Annotated in this window: 16 protein-coding genes; 12 read left to right on the plus strand and 4 right to left on the minus strand. The window is 43.7% G+C overall.

What is annotated here, in order from left to right:
• Positions 1-8 precede the first annotated feature (8 nt).
• A complete protein-coding gene (locus tag AB4513_RS08995; RefSeq protein WP_102258519.1) occupies positions 9-1,268 on the minus strand; it encodes an adenylosuccinate synthase in 1,260 nt (419 codons plus the stop codon).
• Between the two features lie 119 nt (positions 1,269-1,387).
• On the opposite strand from AB4513_RS08995, the gene AB4513_RS09000 reads away from it, so the two are divergent.
• Together AB4513_RS09000 and AB4513_RS09005 are read left to right on the plus strand one after the other, a co-directional pair.
• Positions 1,388-2,299, plus strand: a complete 912-nt coding sequence (locus tag AB4513_RS09000) for a LysR family transcriptional regulator (protein ID WP_102258518.1) — start codon at positions 1,388-1,390, stop codon at positions 2,297-2,299.
• A 194-nt stretch (positions 2,300-2,493) separates the two neighbouring features.
• The gene (locus tag AB4513_RS09005; protein ID WP_012604073.1) at positions 2,494-3,408 is read left to right on the plus strand and encodes a LysR family transcriptional regulator; all 915 of its coding nucleotides are present in this window, start codon (positions 2,494-2,496) and stop codon (positions 3,406-3,408) included.
• 67 nt (positions 3,409-3,475) lie between these two features.
• Here AB4513_RS09005 and AB4513_RS09010 read toward each other — a convergent pair whose 3' ends face one another.
• On the minus strand, positions 3,476-4,993 hold the full coding sequence (locus tag AB4513_RS09010; protein ID WP_240797153.1) for an arylsulfatase: 1,518 nt from the start codon (positions 4,991-4,993) through the stop codon (positions 3,476-3,478).
• A gap of 374 nt (positions 4,994-5,367) precedes the next feature.
• On the opposite strand from AB4513_RS09010, the gene dmeF reads away from it, so the two are divergent.
• From dmeF to AB4513_RS09040, 6 genes are all read left to right on the plus strand, one after another.
• Positions 5,368-6,375 carry a CDF family Co(II)/Ni(II) efflux transporter DmeF gene (gene dmeF, locus AB4513_RS09015; RefSeq protein WP_102258516.1) on the plus strand — a complete coding sequence of 336 codons (1,008 nt, stop codon included), beginning with the start codon at positions 5,368-5,370 and terminating at the stop codon, positions 6,373-6,375.
• Positions 6,353-6,769 (plus strand): MarR family winged helix-turn-helix transcriptional regulator, encoded by a 417-nt coding sequence (locus AB4513_RS09020; protein WP_102258515.1) that lies wholly within the window; start codon positions 6,353-6,355, stop codon positions 6,767-6,769. The genes dmeF and AB4513_RS09020 overlap by 23 nt, the downstream gene beginning before the upstream one ends.
• 613 nt (positions 6,770-7,382) lie before the next feature.
• A complete protein-coding gene (locus AB4513_RS09025; protein ID WP_102258626.1) occupies positions 7,383-9,107 on the plus strand; it encodes a methyl-accepting chemotaxis protein in 1,725 nt (574 codons plus the stop codon).
• Positions 9,108-9,389: 282 nt separating this feature from the next.
• Positions 9,390-10,388, plus strand: coding sequence for an acetyltransferase (locus AB4513_RS09030; protein ID WP_102258514.1), 999 nt, complete (start codon positions 9,390-9,392; stop codon positions 10,386-10,388).
• 219 nt (positions 10,389-10,607) lie between these two features.
• On the plus strand, positions 10,608-11,528 hold the full coding sequence (locus AB4513_RS09035; RefSeq protein ID WP_102258513.1) for a LysR family transcriptional regulator: 921 nt from the start codon (positions 10,608-10,610) through the stop codon (positions 11,526-11,528).
• Positions 11,529-11,781: 253 nt separating this feature from the next.
• On the plus strand, positions 11,782-13,776 hold the full coding sequence (locus AB4513_RS09040; protein WP_102258625.1) for a TonB-dependent receptor domain-containing protein: 1,995 nt from the start codon (positions 11,782-11,784) through the stop codon (positions 13,774-13,776).
• Between the two features lie 140 nt (positions 13,777-13,916).
• Here the strand turns inward: AB4513_RS09040 and AB4513_RS09045 are convergent, their stop codons facing one another.
• Positions 13,917-14,660 carry a class I SAM-dependent methyltransferase gene (locus tag AB4513_RS09045; RefSeq protein WP_017099857.1) on the minus strand — a complete coding sequence of 248 codons (744 nt, stop codon included), beginning with the start codon at positions 14,658-14,660 and terminating at the stop codon, positions 13,917-13,919.
• Between the two features lie 126 nt (positions 14,661-14,786).
• Positions 14,787-16,112, minus strand: a complete 1,326-nt coding sequence (locus AB4513_RS09050; RefSeq protein ID WP_017099858.1) for a sensor domain-containing diguanylate cyclase — start codon at positions 16,110-16,112, stop codon at positions 14,787-14,789.
• A gap of 226 nt (positions 16,113-16,338) precedes the next feature.
• On the opposite strand from AB4513_RS09050, the gene AB4513_RS09055 reads away from it, so the two are divergent.
• The 4 genes from AB4513_RS09055 to sbcD all read left to right on the plus strand — a co-directional run bounded on the left by AB4513_RS09055 (position 16,339) and on the right by sbcD (position 19,843).
• Complete coding sequence (locus tag AB4513_RS09055; protein WP_102258512.1) at positions 16,339-16,797, plus strand: GNAT family N-acetyltransferase; 459 nt, start codon at positions 16,339-16,341, stop codon at positions 16,795-16,797.
• A 14-nt stretch (positions 16,798-16,811) separates the two neighbouring features.
• Complete coding sequence (locus AB4513_RS09060; protein WP_041472819.1) at positions 16,812-17,408, plus strand: LysE/ArgO family amino acid transporter; 597 nt, start codon at positions 16,812-16,814, stop codon at positions 17,406-17,408.
• 291 nt (positions 17,409-17,699) lie between these two features.
• Positions 17,700-18,356, plus strand: coding sequence for a glutathione S-transferase family protein (locus AB4513_RS09065; RefSeq protein ID WP_102258511.1), 657 nt, complete (start codon positions 17,700-17,702; stop codon positions 18,354-18,356).
• Between the two features lie 233 nt (positions 18,357-18,589).
• On the plus strand, positions 18,590-19,843 hold the full coding sequence (sbcD, locus tag AB4513_RS09070; RefSeq protein ID WP_102258510.1) for an exonuclease subunit SbcD: 1,254 nt from the start codon (positions 18,590-18,592) through the stop codon (positions 19,841-19,843).
• The last annotated feature ends 1 nt before the right edge of the window (position 19,844 follow it).

Genomic DNA, 19,844 nt, shown 5'->3' on the forward strand with positions numbered 1-19,844 from the left:
GTAGAGCTCTAACCTCGAATGATCATTTGCTCACGCTCAGGGCCTACTGACACCATCACAATTGGCACACCCATCAATTCTTCGATACGTGTAACGTAATCTTGTGCCGCTTGAGGAAGGCTCTCAAACGTGCGACAGCTCGTGATGTCTTCATCCCAGCCAGCCATATCTTCATATACAGGCTTTAGTTCAGCCGTTTGTGGCCAAATCGGGTTTTCAGTGTGCTCACCAGAGTAAGCGGTACAGATCTTAAGTTCAGACAAACCAGACAGGCAATCAATCTTAGTCAGTGCGATTTCCGTTGCAGCTTGCAGGTCAACACCGTTGCGAGTTGCTACTGCGTCGAAGTAACCCATATCACGTGGGCGGCCTGTTGTTGCGCCGTATTCGTTAGAGCTTTCGCGGAAGCTATCTTGCTCTTCCATTGCAGTCACTAGCGTACCAGTACCTACAGATGAGCTGAACGATTTAGCCACAGCAATAACGCGCTCAGGGCGAAGGGCAGGTAAACCACTACCGATGCCTGCGTATGCAGCGGTTACATTTGAAGATGTCGTCCAAGGATATTCACCGTAAACAAGGTCGCGACCTGCACCTAACTGAGCTTCGAACAGTAAGTTCGCGTCTTGCGATTGCAGTGCTTTAAGCGGCTCAGTTACGTTGCAAATGAATGGGCGCCAAGCTTTAGTCACTTCAAGTAACCATTCTGTCATTTCAGAAGCAGTCTGAGAGAAGTCACATTGTGGGTATAGCGCTTTAAGTTGAGGCATCTTCCAATCAAGTAAGAATTGAATGCGTTGCTCCAAAATTTCAGGTTGATTCAACCAGCCAACAAGAATGCCTTTCTTCATCACACGATCGCCGTACGCTGGTGCAATACCTTGACGTGTTGAGCCATAAGCGCCATCGCCTAAACGTTCTTCTTCAAGCGTGTCTTCAAGGGCGTGTAAAGGTAGACACAGTGTCGCACGGTCTGATATCGCCATTTTCACTTTGATGCCAGCTGCTTGTACTTCTGCAATTTCTTCAGTTAGCGCAGCAGGGCTGATCACCATGCCAGGGCCAAGAACAGCCGTACAATCAGGATTAAATATACCACTAGGCAGTTGATGCAGTTTGAATGTACCGAAGTCGTTTACTACGGTATGGCCGGCATTGTTTCCGCCTTGAAAGCGAATGCTAGCAGAAGCTTGGTCTGCTAAAAAATCAACGATACGGCCTTTGCCTTCGTCGCCCCAGTTTGCGCCTACAACAACAATAGATGGCATAATTTTTCTCCTGACTGATTGAGAAATCATGTTAGGCCTACAAAGTGGATAAGAGAAATTAATTATCTTTATTATCTTGATAAGGATTTCATATATCATGTAAAAAACCTGGGAGGGATATGATGCTCGATATTAATTTGTTGAAGACGTTTGTGACGCTAGCGGAATATAAGCATTTCGGAAAAGCAGCCAACGCACTGCATATGACACAACCTAATGTGAGTTTGCACCTAAAACAACTGGAACAACAAACACGCATCAAGTTGATAGAGCGAAGTCCGTTTCAACTGACTCAAGCAGGTGAAAGGTTACTAGAGACAAGTCAAAGAACATTACTCGAACTGCAGATTTGTCAGGCCGATCTCAACGCCATTAACGACCTTAAAATAGGCACGTTAACTATTGCCGTGAGCGACATCATCTCTCGATTCTTGCTAATTCGCCCGTTCCAGAAGTTCAAAGCGCAGTATCCGGGTATCGACCTAACGCTACTGAACACTACGTCATCTCAAGCATCGAGTTTAGTTAAGAACGCTCAGGCGGATCTTGGTTTTGTGATTGCGAAAGAGCAACACAACGAGTCGCTCTATTTTACTAAGCTTCAAGAGCTTTCATGGTGTGCGTTAGGCGATGGCTTCGACATGCAATACTCTGATAGCAAGACAGGAAACGAGGTTAAAGATGGCGATATAGAGACAGAACTCACCTTGATTCTACTTGGCCACGATACGAGAACCCGTGACTTCATTGATGAAGGTTTACCAAGCCTTAATCTACCCAATCATAGAGTCATGGAAGTAGGGAGTGTCGATGCTCAAATCGACTGGGCAGAAGCTGGGTTTGGAGTGGCCATCATTCCTGAGTTTGCGATATCCACTAAGCAGCATTTGAATTCAAAGGTTACGCCATTGACCAATTTCTCTAGCACCAGCCTAGGCTATATCGTGAGGCAGAATCAAGTCTTGTCTAAAGCGACCAAGCAGTTATTAGGCTGGGTGAATGATGAGATTACTCTGCTACAAAGCAAATAAACGCCATCACTGACTTAGAGTTACCTGAGCCTGCCAAGTGTCGGCTTTTTGTGTTCTGTTAATCATCGCTTTCTAGCATGCTAATTCGTAGGTGACTTCCCAAAATAAAAGGGTCGCTAATGAAGTGCTTGGTTGATACGGTATAATTCAATGATATGAAAGTTAATTTAGTACGCGAGTTTGGTAAATAGAACATGAAAAACACTGATTTTAGTCTGATCCCGTATTTTGTTGTCATGATGGAAGAGCTCTCTATCTCGAATACCGCGAAACGTTTTGGCGTTACTCAGCCCGCAATTAGTAAGGCGCTTAACCGACTAAAAGAAACCTATGATGACCCGTTGTTTGTGAAAACAAAGGAAGGCTATAGACCGAGCAGTTTTTGTTATGACATCTACCCTCAGATAAAACAGGCCTACGATGCCTTTGAATCGACTTTCCCGAGTAAGCGAAAGTTCGACCCAACAAAAATTGAAAGGTCGTTTAACGTCGCTTGCATTAGTGGTGCAACTTATTCATTGATGAAGCGTGTATCCGATATCCTCTATGCGGAAACGCCAGATATAGGTCTTCATATTGACCCTTACTATACTGCAGACATCATTCTAGACCTTCGCCAACACCGATATGATTTGTGTATAGTCCATACGCCTATCAACGATCCGGCAATGGAATGTATTCAGCTCTCTAACGAACCTATGGTGGTTGCTTATGATAAAAACCACCCTAGATTAGGGAACGAGATTACGTTGGAAGAATACCTTGAAGAGAAGCATGTTCTTCATAGTATGTGGGATACCAAAGAATCGCCGTTAACCAAAACCAGTAAGTATGCGAAGAGTAGAAAGGTTGCACGAAAGGCGCCTGGCCCATTTGAAATGCTTGATATGGTAAGAGGAACGGATTGGCTTTGTATTAGTCAGAAATCGATACTTGAAAGGTATGGCTTGCTGGATGATTTTAAGCTGTCGCCTTTACCGTTTGAATCGGATCTTGGTACTGAATATCTGGTGTGGCACAAGAGTCGTAATGCAGATATGGCGCATTCATGGTTTAGAAAAAAGATTGTTGATGCCTCACAAAAAAAGCCCCAGTGGGGCTTTAATTAGTCAGTTATCTTTAATGGTCGGTAGCCGGGTTATCTAGCTGTTGCTTCGCTGTTTAACCCTTGCTCCGCTATTTCGCGTTTTGTGCTTGCATCTGCTGAATTAGCTTTTGCATTTTTAGCGTGTTGTAATTGATGTCTGCGGCACTGAAGCCTTGGCCTTGTTGCATTGGGTAATCGTTTAGAGAGCCCATAAACTTAATCACTTCTTGAGACATTGGTACGAATAACCACATGTTGTCTACCATCCAACGAGTGTACATGCCAGATTCTTTCGCTGCGGTTTCAAACGGGTCCATACGTAGGTTTGTAATTGAAGCCCAAGCAGGAGCTTGACGGATAGCTGATTGCATCGTGCCTTCCATCATCGCGAAGCTTGCTTTCCAATCGTTCCAACGAAGCGCATTGAAGTCACCGTTTGCAGAGAAGTAGAAGATAGTTTCACGGGGTGACTTTTCAGCCTCTCCTTCAAAATATGGCATAAAGTTCGAGCCATCTAGGTGAACACGCCAATCTTTATTATTTAGAGAAACACCTTCTTTAAGGTCTTCAACGATAGAGTCATTGCCGGCAGCGGCAGCTAGTGTCGGTAACCAGTCTTCTTGAGACATTAGCGCATTAACCGCAGAGCCAGGTTCGATTACACCAGGCCATTTCACGATTTGTGGAACACGCATGCCGCCTTCGTAAGTTGTGCCTTTCTCACCGTGGAAAGGAGATGTACCGCCGTCAGGCCATGTAAACTTTTCTGCACCGTTATCGGTAGAAAGGATAACAATCGTGTTGTCTGCAACTTCTAAGCGTTCAAGAGTATCAAGCAACGCGCCGACGTTGTCGTCTAATTGAGCCATACCATCAGCGTAGATACCTTGACCAGAAATGCCGCTGTAATGTTCGTTCAGACGAGTCCAAACGTGCATGCGAGTCGAGTTGTACCAGATAAAGAAAGGCTTATCTTCTTTTACAGATTTCTCCATGAACGTGATAGCCGCTTCGGTAAAGTCCTCATCGATGTTTTCCATACGAGCACGAGTCAGTGGACCCGTATCTTCGATTTTGCCATCAGAGGTTGCTTTGATAACGCCGCGAGGCCCGTAGTTCTTTCTGAATTCTGGGTCTTTAGGGTAAAAGTAGGTTTCAGGCTCTTCTTCCGCGTTTAAGTGGTAAAGGTTGCCAAAGAACTCATCAAAACCATGGTTTGTAGGAAGGTGTTTGTCTTGATCGCCTAAGTGATTTTTACCGAATTGTGCAGTGGCGTAACCTTCTTCTTTAAGAGCATCACCAATGGTAGGAGCCCAGTCAGGAATACCGTGTGCTGAACCTGGCATACCGATGGTAAGTAGGCCGGTACGGAATGGGTGTTGACCTGTCACGAACGAAGCACGGCCAGCCGTACAAGATTGTTGTGCGTACATATCCGTAAAAATAGCACCCTCATGAGCAATACGATCGATGTTCGGCGTTTCGTAGCCCATCATTCCACGGTTGTATGCGCTAGTGTTGTAGTAACCAAGATCATCTGCCCAGATAGCAAGAATGTTCGGTTGGTCTGCCGCAGCGACGCCTTGAGCAACGCTGAGTGCGCTCATTGCTAACACGGTTTTGGTTAATTTAGTCAAGGTAATGTCCTTTCTTTAGTTTCTATTTGTTTAGAAAGAAAATACCAATTTTGTATTAACTCAGAGGACTACTGGGTATGAATTCTAGTTACTTAGAGGAATAGTGGAGCCGTGATCAGGGCTAGTGTTTTACTCAAAATCAGAGACCTGCCCCAGAGTTTATTTCTTGATTAAGTGAGCCTTATTCATTTTCGTCCCATTTCGAAAACCAAATTCGCCGTTGACAAACTTTGATAATCAAACTAAATTTCAACTAATTACTTTGATTGTCAAATTACTTGTCAATCAAAGGGCTTTTATTAAAAACGATAATCTAACCACAAACATCAGCTAAGGACGCCATTTTGAGTTTTCCAACACGTCACCAACACCACTTTTCTTCACATAACAGCCAAGGTGAGAAACGCACGTTCTATGTCCTGTTATTGACCGTCGTTACCATGGTTGTCGAAATTGTTGCGGGCACTATTTATGGCTCTATGGCATTGCTTGCCGATGGTTGGCACATGGGGACGCATGCTGCAGCGTTTGGTATCACTTTGTTTGCATACCGATATGCGAAGAAACATGCCGAGAGCGAACGTTTCTCTTTCGGTACCGGCAAAGTCAGCGTGTTAGGGGGCTACACCAGCGCGATTGCATTGGGGATTGTGGCATTGTTGATGCTCGTGGAATCAGTGCATCGCTTCTTTAACCCACAAGCGATTCAGTTCAATGAAGCGATCATCGTTGCTTGTATTGGTTTAACTGTGAATGTGGTGAGTATGTTTTTACTTGGCGATCACCATCATGATCACGGACACGAGCATGGCCACGATCATAGTAACAATCATAGTAAGAATCACGGTCATTCACATAGCCATGAGCACGACAGCGACCATGGTCATAAACATGGCGAGCATCACGGACACCATCATGATCACAACCTACGCGCAGCCTACATGCATGTGTTGGCGGATACTCTAACTTCGCTGCTTGCGATTGTTGCGCTGCTGTTTGGTAAGTTTTACGGTTGGAACTGGTTAGATGCAGCAATGGGAATGGTTGGCGCATTCGTGATTGCTAAGTGGACGATGAACCTGATGAAACAAACCAGCCCAATCCTACTTGATGAGAATATCGACCAAGATTATCGTGACTCAGTGACCGAAACCTTAACGCCTTATGCGTCTGTCACCGATTTCCATATGTGGAAGGTGAGTGGACATCACTATTCGGCAGCGATTACTCTTGAATCAAACAGTGATAAAACCGTCTCTGAATATAAACAAATGCTCGCCAAGTTTGATAAGATTAATCATCTTACTCTTGAAGTGCATTCAAACGACCATGCGAAATATAGAACAGCTTAACCAAATACTGACTGAGTTCTACGATAAAATGTCTTCGTGGGAACAGTCTGTAGTCAAAGAGACGGGTTACTCCCTGGCTCAAGTACACACCATTGAAGTACTTGGTATGCATGGCGCGTTAAGAATGAAAGAGCTCGCTGAAAAGCTGGGCATCACCACGGGTACATTGACCGTTCAAATCGAAAAGCTGGTTAAAGCCGAATTGATCGAACGCCATGAACACCCAACGGACCGTCGTGCAATCGTGGTTGCTCTAACTGATGAAGGGCAGAAGATTCACGTTCACCACAATCAGCTTCACTTGAGCCTAGTTAATGAATTAACGCAAGACATCGAAGAAGATGAGAAAGCGGTATTACTAAAGTGCCTATCTAAGATGGTAAAAGCGTTTTAGTCAGCCTTAAGTTCGAACCCTAACTTATTAGCTACAAAGCGATTGATTAAGAAATCTAAAAATGGACCTGACTCGAATTGAGTAGGTCCATTTTTTCGCCGTTTTCGATCGACTATACAATCACCAATCGATGGACTCACCGTTTAAAAAACAAGTCAAAACCTCCCAATATTGCTCTTCGTTCTTGCTCCGCTGATGAGCCAAAAAAATGTCATTCACAGCCGTCAGATCAATAATTGCCCAAACTGTTTTAATTCAAAGCCTTAATAGCAAGGCGTTCAGCTATTTATACCCCGTCAAATATCTGTCTCTCAGTTTTATAATTCTATTAATGTACATGTAGCGAAAATGTGTTATTGATTAATCTGTCGTTAATGGGTTGGGTCTTCTTTGTTTGAATGTATTGATGATGTCACTACTGGCGGGCAGGGCCGCTGCAAAAACTCAACCCCATTACTGATAAAAAATCATAACAATAACTCGATCGCACTAGCCATATATCCATGCTTTGATGCGATCAATTAGATACTTATAGTTAATTTAGTAAAGACGAGCCATGTATATGAATATAAAGAAAAAGCTCTATTCGTTGGGGGTGTTCTCCATCTTCGGCATGATTTCATTGTTGTTTACCACATCTCAATTTGCGGACACCACCGCTAAAATGAGCGAAGCCAAACAAATTACCAAAGAACTTGAAGTGCGACTGCTAAACCTTCGTCGTAACGAGAAAGATTTCTTACTTCGCAGTGATCTGAAATACCTCGACAAGTTCGACGTAAATTACAAAAAATTCTTAGCGTCTGAATCTGAGCTTAATGCTGTGCTGAATGGTCTGGGTTTGGCCAACAGTACGCATTTGCGTGAAGATATCGAAACGTACCACACAAGCTTTGTTAACCTTGTTAAAGCCAGCCAAGTGTATGGACTAGCACGAGACAGAGGCTTGTTAGGGGAATTTCATGCTGTACTCGATAACATCAGTGCCACCGCGAGTGCTGAACAAAAAATTGAGCTGTATCTCTTCAATGATCTGATCGAGAAGGGTGAGTTCGCCCCAAGTGTTCTGTCTATTACTTCTAATGCGGGTGGCTCAGCTGCTTTGATAGAAGCAGCTCGTCAAGTCGTAGATCAGAAACGAGTGATAGGGTTAAAACATAACGAAGGGTTACTAGGGCAAGCGCGAACAGGTTCGCACGTTATCGAGACTCAATTCAAAGAATTCTCGGCCGTGTTAGATCAACAGGCACAGCAAGAGATGGATAAACTATCGCTGATCAACAACACCCTTTGCGTCACACTGTTAGTGGCGATCATTCTATTCAGCTGGTTAATCGTACGTTCAATCATCGGTAAGATTGAATCTCTACTTACTGTGATCCGTAATATTGTCGACTCGAACGACGTGTCTATTCGTGCGACGGAGAATGGCAAAGACGAACTCGGTAAGCTAGGCGAATACTTCAATCAACTGCTAGACCAGCTTGAAGGGTTGATTGCGACGTCTCAATCTAAGTCACATCAGTTGACACAAAGTACGTCGAGCATGCATGACGAGCTAGAGTCGGTCATCAAACAGTTCGAAGTTCAAGCAAACCACACCTCAACAATGACAACTTCAGTGCAAGAGATGGTACTGACTATTGGGGAGATATCAGAAAGTACATCGGTTGCCGCTGAAGGCGTTCATCAAGCGAAAGTGAATGCCGACAAAGGTCGTGAAGTGGTGGTCGATACTATAAATAACATTACCCAGTTGTCTGAACGCCTTTCAAGTAGCCAAGATTCGATTAGTTCTTTGAATCACCATGTCGATCAAATTGGTAGTGCCGTTAACATTATCCAAGGTATTGCGGAACAGACTAATTTATTGGCATTAAACGCAGCCATTGAAGCCGCTCGTGCTGGTGAGCAAGGTCGTGGCTTTGCCGTTGTTGCGGATGAAGTCCGAGCGTTAGCAAGCAGAACGCACCAATCAACCACTGAAATCACCAGTGTAGTCACTGCAATCCAGAGCCAAATGAATGCTTCTATGACAGAGATTGGCGAGTGTAACCAACAAGGCCAGCTGACACTTAAAGATTCAGAAGAACTGGATGCAAGCTTGCAACTGATCTTGAGTGATATGGAAAGCATTCAAGGCAACTCAGAACGTATTGCTTCAGCGATTGAAGAGCAGGGTGCGGTAATGACACAAGTAAGTGACTCAATTACTGAGTTGAATACCATCTCGAATGATAACAACGCTTCGGCGCAGCATTGCTTGGTCGAAGTCGATAAAGTAGCTGAGCAAGCGAACGATATGGATCAAGCGGTAGCACAGTTCAAGACGTCATAAGACTGCTAGAGCAAGTTAGAAACCAAATATGTTAAGTATTTGAAACCCAAGGCGTGAGTTCATAGAAAACAAAGGCGTGAATTATTCGCGCCTTTTTTGTGCCTGAAGGATAGGCAAGTTCCTGAATCGATAGAAATAAGAATAAGGCATTACAAAATAGACTTAAGTATCTGTGGAATAAAACTAAAATAATGACAGACTAACGATGAACGAACGCATTGACGTGAGCCATATCTTTGGCGCGTTTCAAATAAACGTTAAATCTTACGGAAGAGGAACAGCATGCACTACGACGTATTCAATGGAGACGCAGACGGTATCATCGCGTTGCTACAACTGCGATTAAGTGAACCAAGAAAAAGCGTACTCGTTACCGGTGTAAAGCGTGATATTAAATTGGTTTCTCAAGTTGCCAGTCAAATCATAGAGCCGGGCAATCCAAATGATGTCTCTTCCGTTACCGTTCTTGATGTGTCGATGGAGAAGAACCTGCCAGCATTGCACTCACTGTTAGATGCCAACATCGATGTGTTTTACTGCGATCACCATCGAACAGGGGACGTGCCAATCTCTGAGCATTTAGACACTCTGATAGACACCTCTCCAGAGAGCTGCACGAGTTTACTGATTAACCAGAAGCTAAATGGTGCACTCGTAGCTTGGGCAATCGCGGCGGCCTTTGGTGATAATTTAAAAGTAGTGGCCGCACAGTTAGCTGATGAAAATGGATTCGAACAATCACAAATTGAGTTCTTAGAAGAGCTAGGTACCTTGGTTAATTACAACGGCTACGGTACATCACTGAGCGATTTGCACTTCACGCCAGTTGAGCTCTACCAAAACCTTTATCAATATCCGAACCCGTTCGATCTTATGGATGACAAAGACTCGGTGTTTTATCGACTACGAGCTGCTTACCAGAATGACCGCCAGCAATTATCAAACCTTGCCCCTGCGTATGAAAGTGTATTCGCACGTGTGTTTGAACTGCCTGGTGAGACTTGGGCAAGACGTATCAGCGGTGTATTTGGCAATGAGATCGTGAATCAAGATCCAAACCGAGCGCAAGCAGTATTAACGAAAAACCAAGATGGCGAATCTTATACTGTTAGCCTAAGAGCACCACTATCCAATAGAACAGGCGCAGATGAAATTTGCTCTAGCTTTGTAACTGGTGGAGGAAGAAAAGCAGCGGCTGGCATTAATCAACTTAGCGAACTTGATAGAGGGAATTTCATTTCACTGTTGGACGCTTATTATTCGCCGAGTGTTGAGCGCTAACGAAAATAGCAGCGAGAGTGAATAGGGTAAAGAGAGGCCATTTGGCTTCTTTTTTTGTGTCTAAAGTCACCCAAATAAGCCTTTCAAAAACTTAGTTAGCATCAAATTCGGCACTTCACATTGTATGACATCAAAGTAAGAGTGATTATCAATTGTATTAATTCTGGGGAAATAGCACTATACGCATATTGAATCTTCAGTATTTTGAATATCCTTATAATGAATCTTGCCCAGGTCGACCTTAACCTACTCGTTATTCTTAAACACCTTCTTGAAGAGAAGCACGTATCAAACACAGCCTTGGCGTTGGACATGAGCCAACCGACGGTGAGTCGTTCACTACAAAAACTACGAACGGTATTCAACGATGACTTGTTAGTCCGCGCAGCCTATGGTTATGAGCTAACCCCGAAAGCAGAAGTCATCAAGCAAGACCTCAATTCTGTGCTCACACGCCTTGAGAAATTGGTCCATGGAGACGTATTTGAACCGGAGACGAGTAATAGTACCGTTCGGTTCTTTGGCTTGGTTCCTCAGGTTTCACACCTTTTGCCAAAAGTCGTGGCACAAATCCGCAAGCAAGCGCCGAATATGGTTGTCGATATCGACTCGATTCCTAAGCGACACTTTGAACCTCTGTTATCAGGTGATGCGCACTTTGTATTGTCGACGCATGAACCATTAAGTTCTGAACAAAACTTGTATCGAATGTTCGTAATCAGTCGCGATTATCGGTTATTGATGAGCAAAGACCACCCTCTGGCGGATAAAGAGATCACCGTTGATGATTTATTGAGTAGCCAACTCGGCCAGATCTCACTGCAAGGGGATAAGAAGCTCTCGATTGAAAGTCGTTTCAAAGATTTGGGCTTGATCGATAAGCAGCGTCAGCTATCGATACCGATTCAACTGTCTAACTTTAACGTCGCTCCAGATATGGCTGAAGCGACCGATATCATCTTTCACCTGCCGACACCTTTTGCTCAACAAGCAGCAAAACAGAGAAACCTTGTTTGTAAACGCGTACCCAAAGCGATCAGGAGCCCATCAGAAGACGTATATCTCTACTGGCATAAACGTTTCCACAATGACCCTATGTGTCGTTGGATTCGTGAACTATTTAAAGAGACATACTCCTAAGTTATCTGGCACATGAATGTTACGGGCTCAATGCTAATGAATTGAATATATTTTGTCTGCATTATTTGATAAATGAATAATCATAATGAATTTTCAGCATGAAACTTTCGTTGATTGGAGTGATAACTGGCTGTTTAATGCAAACCATTATCATTACTAATTACATATAAGAATAAATATCATGTCTGAGAAATCTCTTTTGATTCGCAAGCCTCTTTTAGTTCGCAAATCCCTTATAGTTCGCAAACCTCTTATGATTCGTAAACCCCTTTCGGTCGCAGTAGCTGTTATTTGCACCTCACTATCGGCTAACGTGTTAGCGCAAAAAGAAGCGCAAGCGACAGATGAGCAAATGGTTGTTACGGCAACTCGTACTGAAATGGCTCTAAAACAAGCGCCAGCTTCAATGTCGGTTATCACCGCTCAAGACATCGAAGACAGCCCTGGAATCACTTTGGCTGACATCGTTGCAGAATCAACGAGTGTGGAATCTGATTTTGATAGCACACGTGCTGGCCGTCAGATGATCTCTATTCGTGGTATGGATTCAGACTATACGCTTATCATGGTGAATGGCCGTCGCTTAAGCTCTGCAAGTGCCATCATTCGTGGTAACGATTTCGATCTCTCGACTATTCCAGCTGAGTCAATCGAACGTGTTGAAATCATCCGCGGCCCAATGTCTGCACTTTACGGTTCAGATGGTATGGGTGGCACAATCAACATCATCACCAAAGCTCCAGAAAATGATTGGAGCTCAACGATTAACATGGACACTTCATCTCCATTAGACGGCAATGGTGGGGAAGAATATTCTGTTGGTTTTACCACGTCCGGTGCATTGATTGATGATGAGTTATTTGCGCGTTTTTCTTTAAATCAAACCTCGCGTGACGCATGGCAACCATATACAGGTAATGGTCGTGAGAATATTACCGCTCTAGAGGAACGCGACACTTTAAGTTTGCTTGCCAACCTGACATGGAATATGACAGACAATCAGACGATTGATTTAGACCTTGGCTATAGTGACGATAAACGTGATGGTTTAGCAGAACACGCTACAGGTTCGAACCTAGTGGATAGTAATGTTGTACGTAACAGTCAAGCGATTACACACAGCGGTTTTTGGAACTGGGGTGACACACAAGTTCGTTACTCTCGTGAAAACGTGACAGACAACGATGCCGCTGATCTAGGTAACAATTACAGTAGCGATGTAGAAGAGCTAACTCAAATAGTAGAAGCGTCAGCAACGACTTATCTTGGTGATAGTCACACCGTAACTTTTGGTATGGACTACCAGTTGAGCGAATTAACCAACAAAGAAAACTTGACCAACGGTACATCAGAAGCGTATCAAGGTGCTTTGTTTGTTCAAGACCAGTGGTTGATGACTGAACAACTCACCGCAACCATTGGTGGACGTTTAGATAAGCACGAATTGTACGGTGAAGAATTCAGCCCGCGTGTGTACTTGGTTCACCAAACTACTAATGACCTCATCATCAAAGGCGGCGTGGGTAAGGCGTTTAAAGCGCCTTCGTTAACTCAAAACCAAGCTGACTACACTGTTAATAGCTGTAAGGGAGCGTGCGATTTATATGGCAACGAAAACCTGAAGCCTGAAACGAGCTTGAACTATGAAATTGCAGCAATATACAACCAACCACGTTGGAATGTTGAAGGTGCCTTGTTCCGCAACGAAATCAATGACCTTATTGATCGCGATGAAACGTACTGCGAGAGCGGCGGAGTGTTTGAATCGGGTAAAGGATGCGCAGACAGTTCTAGCTCTACTGGCTATGTGAAAGGGAAGCGTACTTATACCAATGTATCTGAGGCGGTGGTTCAAGGTGCTGAACTTACGGGTCAATTCCAGATTACCGATGAGTGGGGCGTGTCTGGTAACTACACGTTCTTAGACACAGAAGATAAGTCAACGGGTGAAGAACTGCTTGAGCGTTACAAGCATTCAGGTTTAGTTAAACTGAACTGGAGCCCAACTTTCGATCTGAATGCCTTTATTAGTGCGCGTTACCGTGGAGAGCGCAATATCGAAAGCGACTTAACGCAAGACGCATACACAACACTGAACATCGGTACGGTGTACAACGTTAATGATTCTGTTCGACTGCGCGCTGGTATCACTAACTTGACTGATGAAGCTGTATCACAAGAGCTAGAGAGTATGGGTTATGTTGAAGAGCCACGTACTTACTACGTAGGTATGACAGCGGACTTCTAATCAATCTGTGTTTGATTTGGTAGCAAGATACATATAAAAACGAAGAACCCACATTGGCTCGATACTCTATAAAGAGAACGGCGAGTGTGGGTTCTTTTTTGTGTGCTTGTATCGGTTTAATTCGTTTGGAATTGGCTTACCTAGATTTTTACACAAGTGACCAAAGCATTACCTGATTTGGTATCCCAAGGCAGCAGCTTGTCATAATCGTGCTCAAAAATATGAACCTCAAAGTAAGGCTTCAATATCTCGATCAATTCCTTAAACGAGAATGCCACCATAGGGTGTTCGTCATTCCATACTTGAGTTTCACCGGCAGTCGTTTTTTCGATGCTTAGCTTTAACGTTTGCTTGCTACCTTCGCCGGAGTAATACCAACCTGAGCGAAAGGTAAAGTCATCATGCTCTTTGTTGGCTGTATGTCGAACAAACAAGTCATTGCTTATCTTCTCTTTATCAACCACGTTGAAGCAGAAGACACCTTCGTGTTTCAAAGCTCGGTGCACGCTTGCAATGCACTCTTTTAGTCTCTCAATACCGTCGTTGTAATGGATGGAATACAAGAAACAAGTGATAAGATCGAGCGGTTCTGAGACCTCAAAGTTACTCATGTTTTGTACTGAAAAGTTAGCTTCAGGGCAACGAACTTGAGCAATGTCGAGCATTGGTTTATTCAGATCAAGGCCACTACTTTGATAGCCGTAATCAATAAAATGGCGAACGTGTGGTCCAGTGCCACATCCAAGGTCGAGGTGTGTTTTTCCTTCATTTCCAAAAATCTGATGTAACCTACGAACGCAGTCACTCTGCGCTTGGTAGTCAATATCGACACACATTAAATCATAGTAACCGGATAGGTCGGTATAGAGTGCGTTGGCGGACATGTTTGCCTGCAGCATTTGCTGAAAAAATTGGGGTGGCGCATAGTAAACTAGAACTTAAAAATAACAAGAAAATCTTGGGTCAACTTATAGGCTTAAATGACCTTTTCTTGATGCTTAGCAATTGTTTCACGAGCCACACTCTATACATGCACCTTCGTGGTTTACTGAGACTCTATTTTTTCCGTTGGATTTAGCACGATAGAGCGCGTCGTCTGTAACTCGAATCAACGTATCTAGGGAGTTGTTGGTACGAACGATGCAGCTGTCGGTAATGCCAATACTGACGCTTGATTGAAACTTGGTGCGATTAAATCCCAAGAATTGATGGGTTCGAAATTCTTCGCAAATACGTTGACCAACAATTTTTGCTTGTGAGTATGCCGTGTTGAGAATGGTTCCATGAGTCGTTCGGTTTTTTGGAAAGAAGACGATAAACTCTTCACCTCCCCAGCGGCCAACCACGCCGTTCAAGGCTTTGACGTGCTTCTTAATGGTATTCGCGAGAGTGCGAATCACTTCGTCACCAACACTGTGTCCAAATTGGTCATTAATCTTTTTGAAGTCATCAATATCCAACAGTAAACAAGACATCTCAGTTTGTTCTTTTAACGGCTTTTTTAACCAATCGTAAATGGCACTGCGGCTGAACACTTGTGTTAGATCGTCGTGAAGTGCGCGGTGCAATAGCTCTTGTTCTAATATCACCTTGTCGGAAACGTCTTCTATCACCACTTGAATCGCTTTCTCGCCTTCCCAATTAATGATGTTGTCGTAGATGTTGAAGTGTTTTTTACTCCCATCAAAGCATTGGTTTTCAACCACAGAACTGAAGCTTGGTGTATCACCGGCAAGAATACTCTGGCTGCGTCTCATGGCATTGATACGACTGTCCGGCGGAATAATTGAAATGATTGAGTCCATGGCAAGCACTGCTTCTATCGATTTGGCACCTTGCATTTCAACCCAGGCTTGATTAACCATTAGAGGCTTGAAATTTTGGTGGACGAGCACGCCCTGTTTCGAACTATTGAGTAAAGTCCGGTACATACGATCTTTTTCTTGATGTTTACGCTCTGAAGCAACAACTGAGGTAATATCTATGATCATTACACGAAGAGCGGGGCGGTCGTTGACTCTGACCGCTTGAGCAAGGCTAAACAGCGAAAGAAGGCGGTTATTCACCGGAATATCTTTATAGAGCTTTCCCTTTCCCAGTTGGCCTTTAATCGCAGAAAGGTAACGTTCACGGACAGAGCCGTGATAATCTTTGGGTATTAATGAGTAGACAAAATCGACGTTGTTGAGAAGTGCTTCACGGCAACTGTAACCGAAGATTTTTGCAATGTTTTCGTCGACATCGATGACACGGTGGTCTTGCAGCGTAATATAGCCCTGTGCAGAGTCGAAATTCTGCCTAGGGGTGGCTGTGGTTAAATCTAGTTGGATGCTCATATAGATCTGACTACATATCCTCTCACCAAAAACAGGTGCTTTAAATAAATGGTGGTGTCGTAAATAAATTGTGACTGCTGTATATCGACAAAGCTATCAGATACCTAACACGGCAAGCGTCACGAGACTATGTGATTAAAGTGTGCCGTACGCAACTTTTTGAGGGTAGCGTAATTTTACTGTATCTAAAACGGATAAAAAAATTATTAAGGATAATTAAAGAGTTATGGAAATAAAAATTGATGATTTGTTGGGTGGAGAGGTTATTGAGCTACTCGAAGAGCATTTAGCGGATATGTATGCGACATCGCCAGTCGAAAGCGTTCATGCACTGGATCTAGATGGGCTCAAGTCGCCAGAGATTACTTTTTTCAGTGCTTGGAAAAACAGCCAACTGCTTGGGTGTGTCGCCATTAAAGAGCTTGATACACAACACGCTGAACTGAAGTCGATGAGAACCTCGCAGTTTGCAAGAAAGTCCGGTGTCGCAAGCAAGCTATTGCAGCACGTTTTGGATACGGCAACCGCTCGCCAATATCGACGTATTAGCCTAGAAACGGGATCGGAAGACTACTTTAAGCCAGCGCGTAATTTGTACCAAAAATTTGGCTTTGGTTACTGTGAACCTTTTGCTAATTATGTGTTAGATCCGCACAGTCAGTTCATGAGTATTGAGTTACGTTAAGAGGCTAACCTTTGATACCGACTTATTTTGCAGGTTTTACTCTTGGGCTTTCGCTTATCCTCGCGATCGGTTCTCAAAATGCGTTCGTTCTTAAACAGGGCTTAAAGAATCAGCATGTGTTTGCTATTTGTGCTGTCTGCGCGATTTCAGATGCATTACTGATCAGCTTTGGTGTGATGGGCTTTGGCGCAATCGTTGATCAGTTTCCACAAATTGAGCAGTTTGCTCGTTACGGTGGGGCTATCTTTTTAGGGGTTTACTCATTCTTGAGCTTTCGCTCAGCATTTACCGAAAATCATGCCTTAGAAGCCGGTGTCGAAACCAAAAACTCTTTAACCAAAGCAGTTACCATGTGCTTAGCGTTTACTTGGCTTAATCCGCATGTGTATCTGGATACTGTGGTATTGCTGGGTTCTATCTCTACACAATATCAACCAAATCAAATGTTGTTTGGTGCAGGTGCAGTATCGGCTTCATTCGTGTTCTTTTTTTTACTTGGCTATGGTGCACGATTCTTAGCTCCAATGTTTAAGAACCCGAAATCATGGAAGATGTTGGAGTTTGTTGTAGGAGTGATCATGGCATCTATTGCACTATCTTTGGTTGTTTAGTTTTACTCTGCTTTCGTTAACTTCTCCTCGTCAGTTGAACGCTGTTGGGGAAAGTACGGCTTGTTAGCTTGCTAGCTCGTTAATTAGTAATTAGTACTGTATCCCTCTGTCTTGCCTCCCTAGCTATTAATTATTCTTTGCAAAGATTTCGCATTTCTCTGTTGGTTTTAAACGTCTTGATAACAACAAATTAAATTATTTCGTGAAATAACGAATTATTCTTCGTCTTTTGGATTTTGGGTTCGTCTTAGGGGGGTAACAAGAAATTATTAATCCGATTCGGAGCCAAAAATGACTAAATTGATTAGCTTTAAAAACTGCCCATTTGTTCAACGTGTAATGGGTTCACTAGTAATGAAAAACGTCCCGTTTGAAATTGAGTACATTGAGCTGAATAACAAACCACAGTGGTTTTTGGATATCTCACCGAACGGGCAGGTACCTGTATTAATTACAGAGAACGACACCGTCCTTTTTGAATCTGATGCAATTGTTGAATACCTAGACGATAAATATACGCCGATTGAAGAGGTTTCACCCGAGCAGAAAGCACTCGACCGTGCTTGGTCTTATCAAGCGAGCAAACATTACATGCCACAGTGCGGCACCATGGCGAGTAAAGACAAAGAGACATTTGAAACACGCTTAGCCAATTTACAAAAGGCGTTCCTAAAGGCAGAGAAAAAACTGGGTGATACTGAGTTCTTTAAAGGGGATTACATCTCTAACGTCGACATCGCTTGGTTACCACTGTTACACCGAGCATTTGTTATTAAAGAGCGTTCAGGCTTCAATATGCTAGAAAGCTTCCCGAAAGTACAGAAGTGGCAAGCGGCGCTGATTGAATCTGGATTGACCGATAAAACCGTTCCAGCGGACTTTATTGACAAGTTCAGCGGCTTTTATTTAACGAATAACTACCTGGCAAGCCTAGCAGAAGCTCGCTAAAAAAAGATTAAGTATTTTATGGCGTTTAGGCCACAGACAACTAAAACCGCTCTAACGTTGAGCGGTTTTTTTATGTCAAAAATAACGATTGGTCACGCTATGGGCATAGTTGGTCCAAAGCCTGAAATTAGTTGGTTTTCACAAGCTTATAAACGGTAAATAATGCTAACTCATTTGGTAGTTGATCGGTATTTTGGTAAATTAAAGCTATTACAGACTTCCAGTGAGCAGCAATGAAGATTCTTCACACGTCCGATTGGCATCTTGGCCAAAACTTCTACAATAAAAGCCGTAAGAATGAACATGAACGGTTTTTACAATGGTTACTTGAGCAAGTTACAGAGCACGACATCGACGCGATCATTGTTGCTGGCGACATTTTCGATACCAGCACACCGCCGAGTTACGCTCGTGAGATGTATAATAAGTTTGTGGTCGATTCGAACAAGATCGGCTGCCAATTGGTGTTGTTAGGTGGAAATCACGATTCAGTCTCTGTGCTTAAAGAGACACAACAGCTGCTCAAATACATGGGTGCATACGTGATTCCTAATACCAATGAAGATCATGCGACTCAGGTTGTCGAACTAAAAGGCAAGAACGGCGATGTAGAAGCGCTGGTTTGTGCCATTCCCTTTATTCGCCCTCGCGATGTGTTGACCAGCCAGGCGGGCGTCACAGGCGTTGAGCGTCAGAAGCAACTCGGAGATGCAATCAAACAGCACTACCAAAGTGTTTATGATGCCGCTGTAGAAAAACGTGCGGAGTTTGAAAACAGCGAGCACATGCCGATTATCGCTACTGGTCATTTAACGGCGATGGGTGTTCAACAATCGGATTCGGTACGCGACATCTATGTCGGTAACCTTGATGGTTTTGCCGCTGATGGCTTCCCAGACGCAGACTATATTGCACTTGGTCATATCCACCGCCCACAAGTGGTGGCAAAGCGTGAATACATTCGTTACTGCGGCTCACCAATACCATTAAGCTTTGATGAACTTAAATCTCAAAAGCAGGTATGTGTGGTTGAGTTTGTTGAAGGCGAGCGCACCATTTCTCAATTGCCAGTTCCAACGTTTCAACCCCTAGCTGAAATCAAAGGTGACTTGAGCGAGATCGAATCTCAGCTGAACCAATACATAGGTTTAGATAGCGAACAAAGCGTGTGGTTATCAATAGAAGTGCAAGCGCAAGATTACTTATCAGATCTTCAAGAACGTATGCGCGCACTTACCGAAGGATTGAACGTCGAAGTGCTGCAACTGCGCCGCGCAAGAGAACGTCGCAATCAAGCATTAGAGCAAGAGTCGGCAGAAACGCTGTCAGAATTGAGCCCGATGGACGTGTTTACGAAGCGTATTGCCTTAGAAGAATTTGAAACCGATTCTGAAAAAGCGCGTTTAGAGCGTATGACGGTGAAGTTTAAACAAGTGATGGTTGAAGTGTCTGAGAGCGCTCAAGCGCCCAATAAAGTAGAAGAGTAGC

The organism is Vibrio sp. 10N.222.54.E6 (assembly GCF_041473955.1).
Taxonomy (GTDB): Bacteria; Pseudomonadota; Gammaproteobacteria; order Enterobacterales; family Vibrionaceae; genus Vibrio; species Vibrio tasmaniensis_A.

Bases quoted from the DNA above. Each gene is read 5' to 3' on its own strand.
- AB4513_RS09040 (WP_102258625.1), top strand. From the start codon at position 11,782: ATGATTCGTAAACCCCTTTCGGTCGCAGTAGCTGTTATTTGCACCTCA.
- AB4513_RS09000 (WP_102258518.1), top strand. From the start codon at position 1,388: ATGATGCTCGATATTAATTTGTTGAAGACGTTTGTGACGCTAGCGGAA.
- AB4513_RS09050 (WP_017099858.1), bottom strand. From the start codon at position 16,112: ATGAGCATCCAACTAGATTTAACCACAGCCACCCCTAGGCAGAATTTC.
- AB4513_RS09005 (WP_012604073.1), top strand. From the start codon at position 2,494: ATGAAAAACACTGATTTTAGTCTGATCCCGTATTTTGTTGTCATGATG.
- AB4513_RS09010 (WP_240797153.1), bottom strand. From the start codon at position 4,993: ATGAGCGCACTCAGCGTTGCTCAAGGCGTCGCTGCGGCAGACCAACCG.
- AB4513_RS09035 (WP_102258513.1), top strand. From the start codon at position 10,608: ATGAATCTTGCCCAGGTCGACCTTAACCTACTCGTTATTCTTAAACAC.
- sbcD (WP_102258510.1), top strand. From the start codon at position 18,590: ATGAAGATTCTTCACACGTCCGATTGGCATCTTGGCCAAAACTTCTAC.
- AB4513_RS09045 (WP_017099857.1), bottom strand. From the start codon at position 14,660: ATGTCCGCCAACGCACTCTATACCGACCTATCCGGTTACTATGATTTA.
- AB4513_RS09055 (WP_102258512.1), top strand. From the start codon at position 16,339: ATGGAAATAAAAATTGATGATTTGTTGGGTGGAGAGGTTATTGAGCTA.
- AB4513_RS09025 (WP_102258626.1), top strand. From the start codon at position 7,383: ATGATTTCATTGTTGTTTACCACATCTCAATTTGCGGACACCACCGCT.
- AB4513_RS08995 (WP_102258519.1), bottom strand. From the start codon at position 1,268: ATGCCATCTATTGTTGTTGTAGGCGCAAACTGGGGCGACGAAGGCAAA.
- AB4513_RS09030 (WP_102258514.1), top strand. From the start codon at position 9,390: ATGCACTACGACGTATTCAATGGAGACGCAGACGGTATCATCGCGTTG.
- AB4513_RS09065 (WP_102258511.1), top strand. From the start codon at position 17,700: ATGACTAAATTGATTAGCTTTAAAAACTGCCCATTTGTTCAACGTGTA.
- AB4513_RS09020 (WP_102258515.1), top strand. From the start codon at position 6,353: ATGCGAAATATAGAACAGCTTAACCAAATACTGACTGAGTTCTACGAT.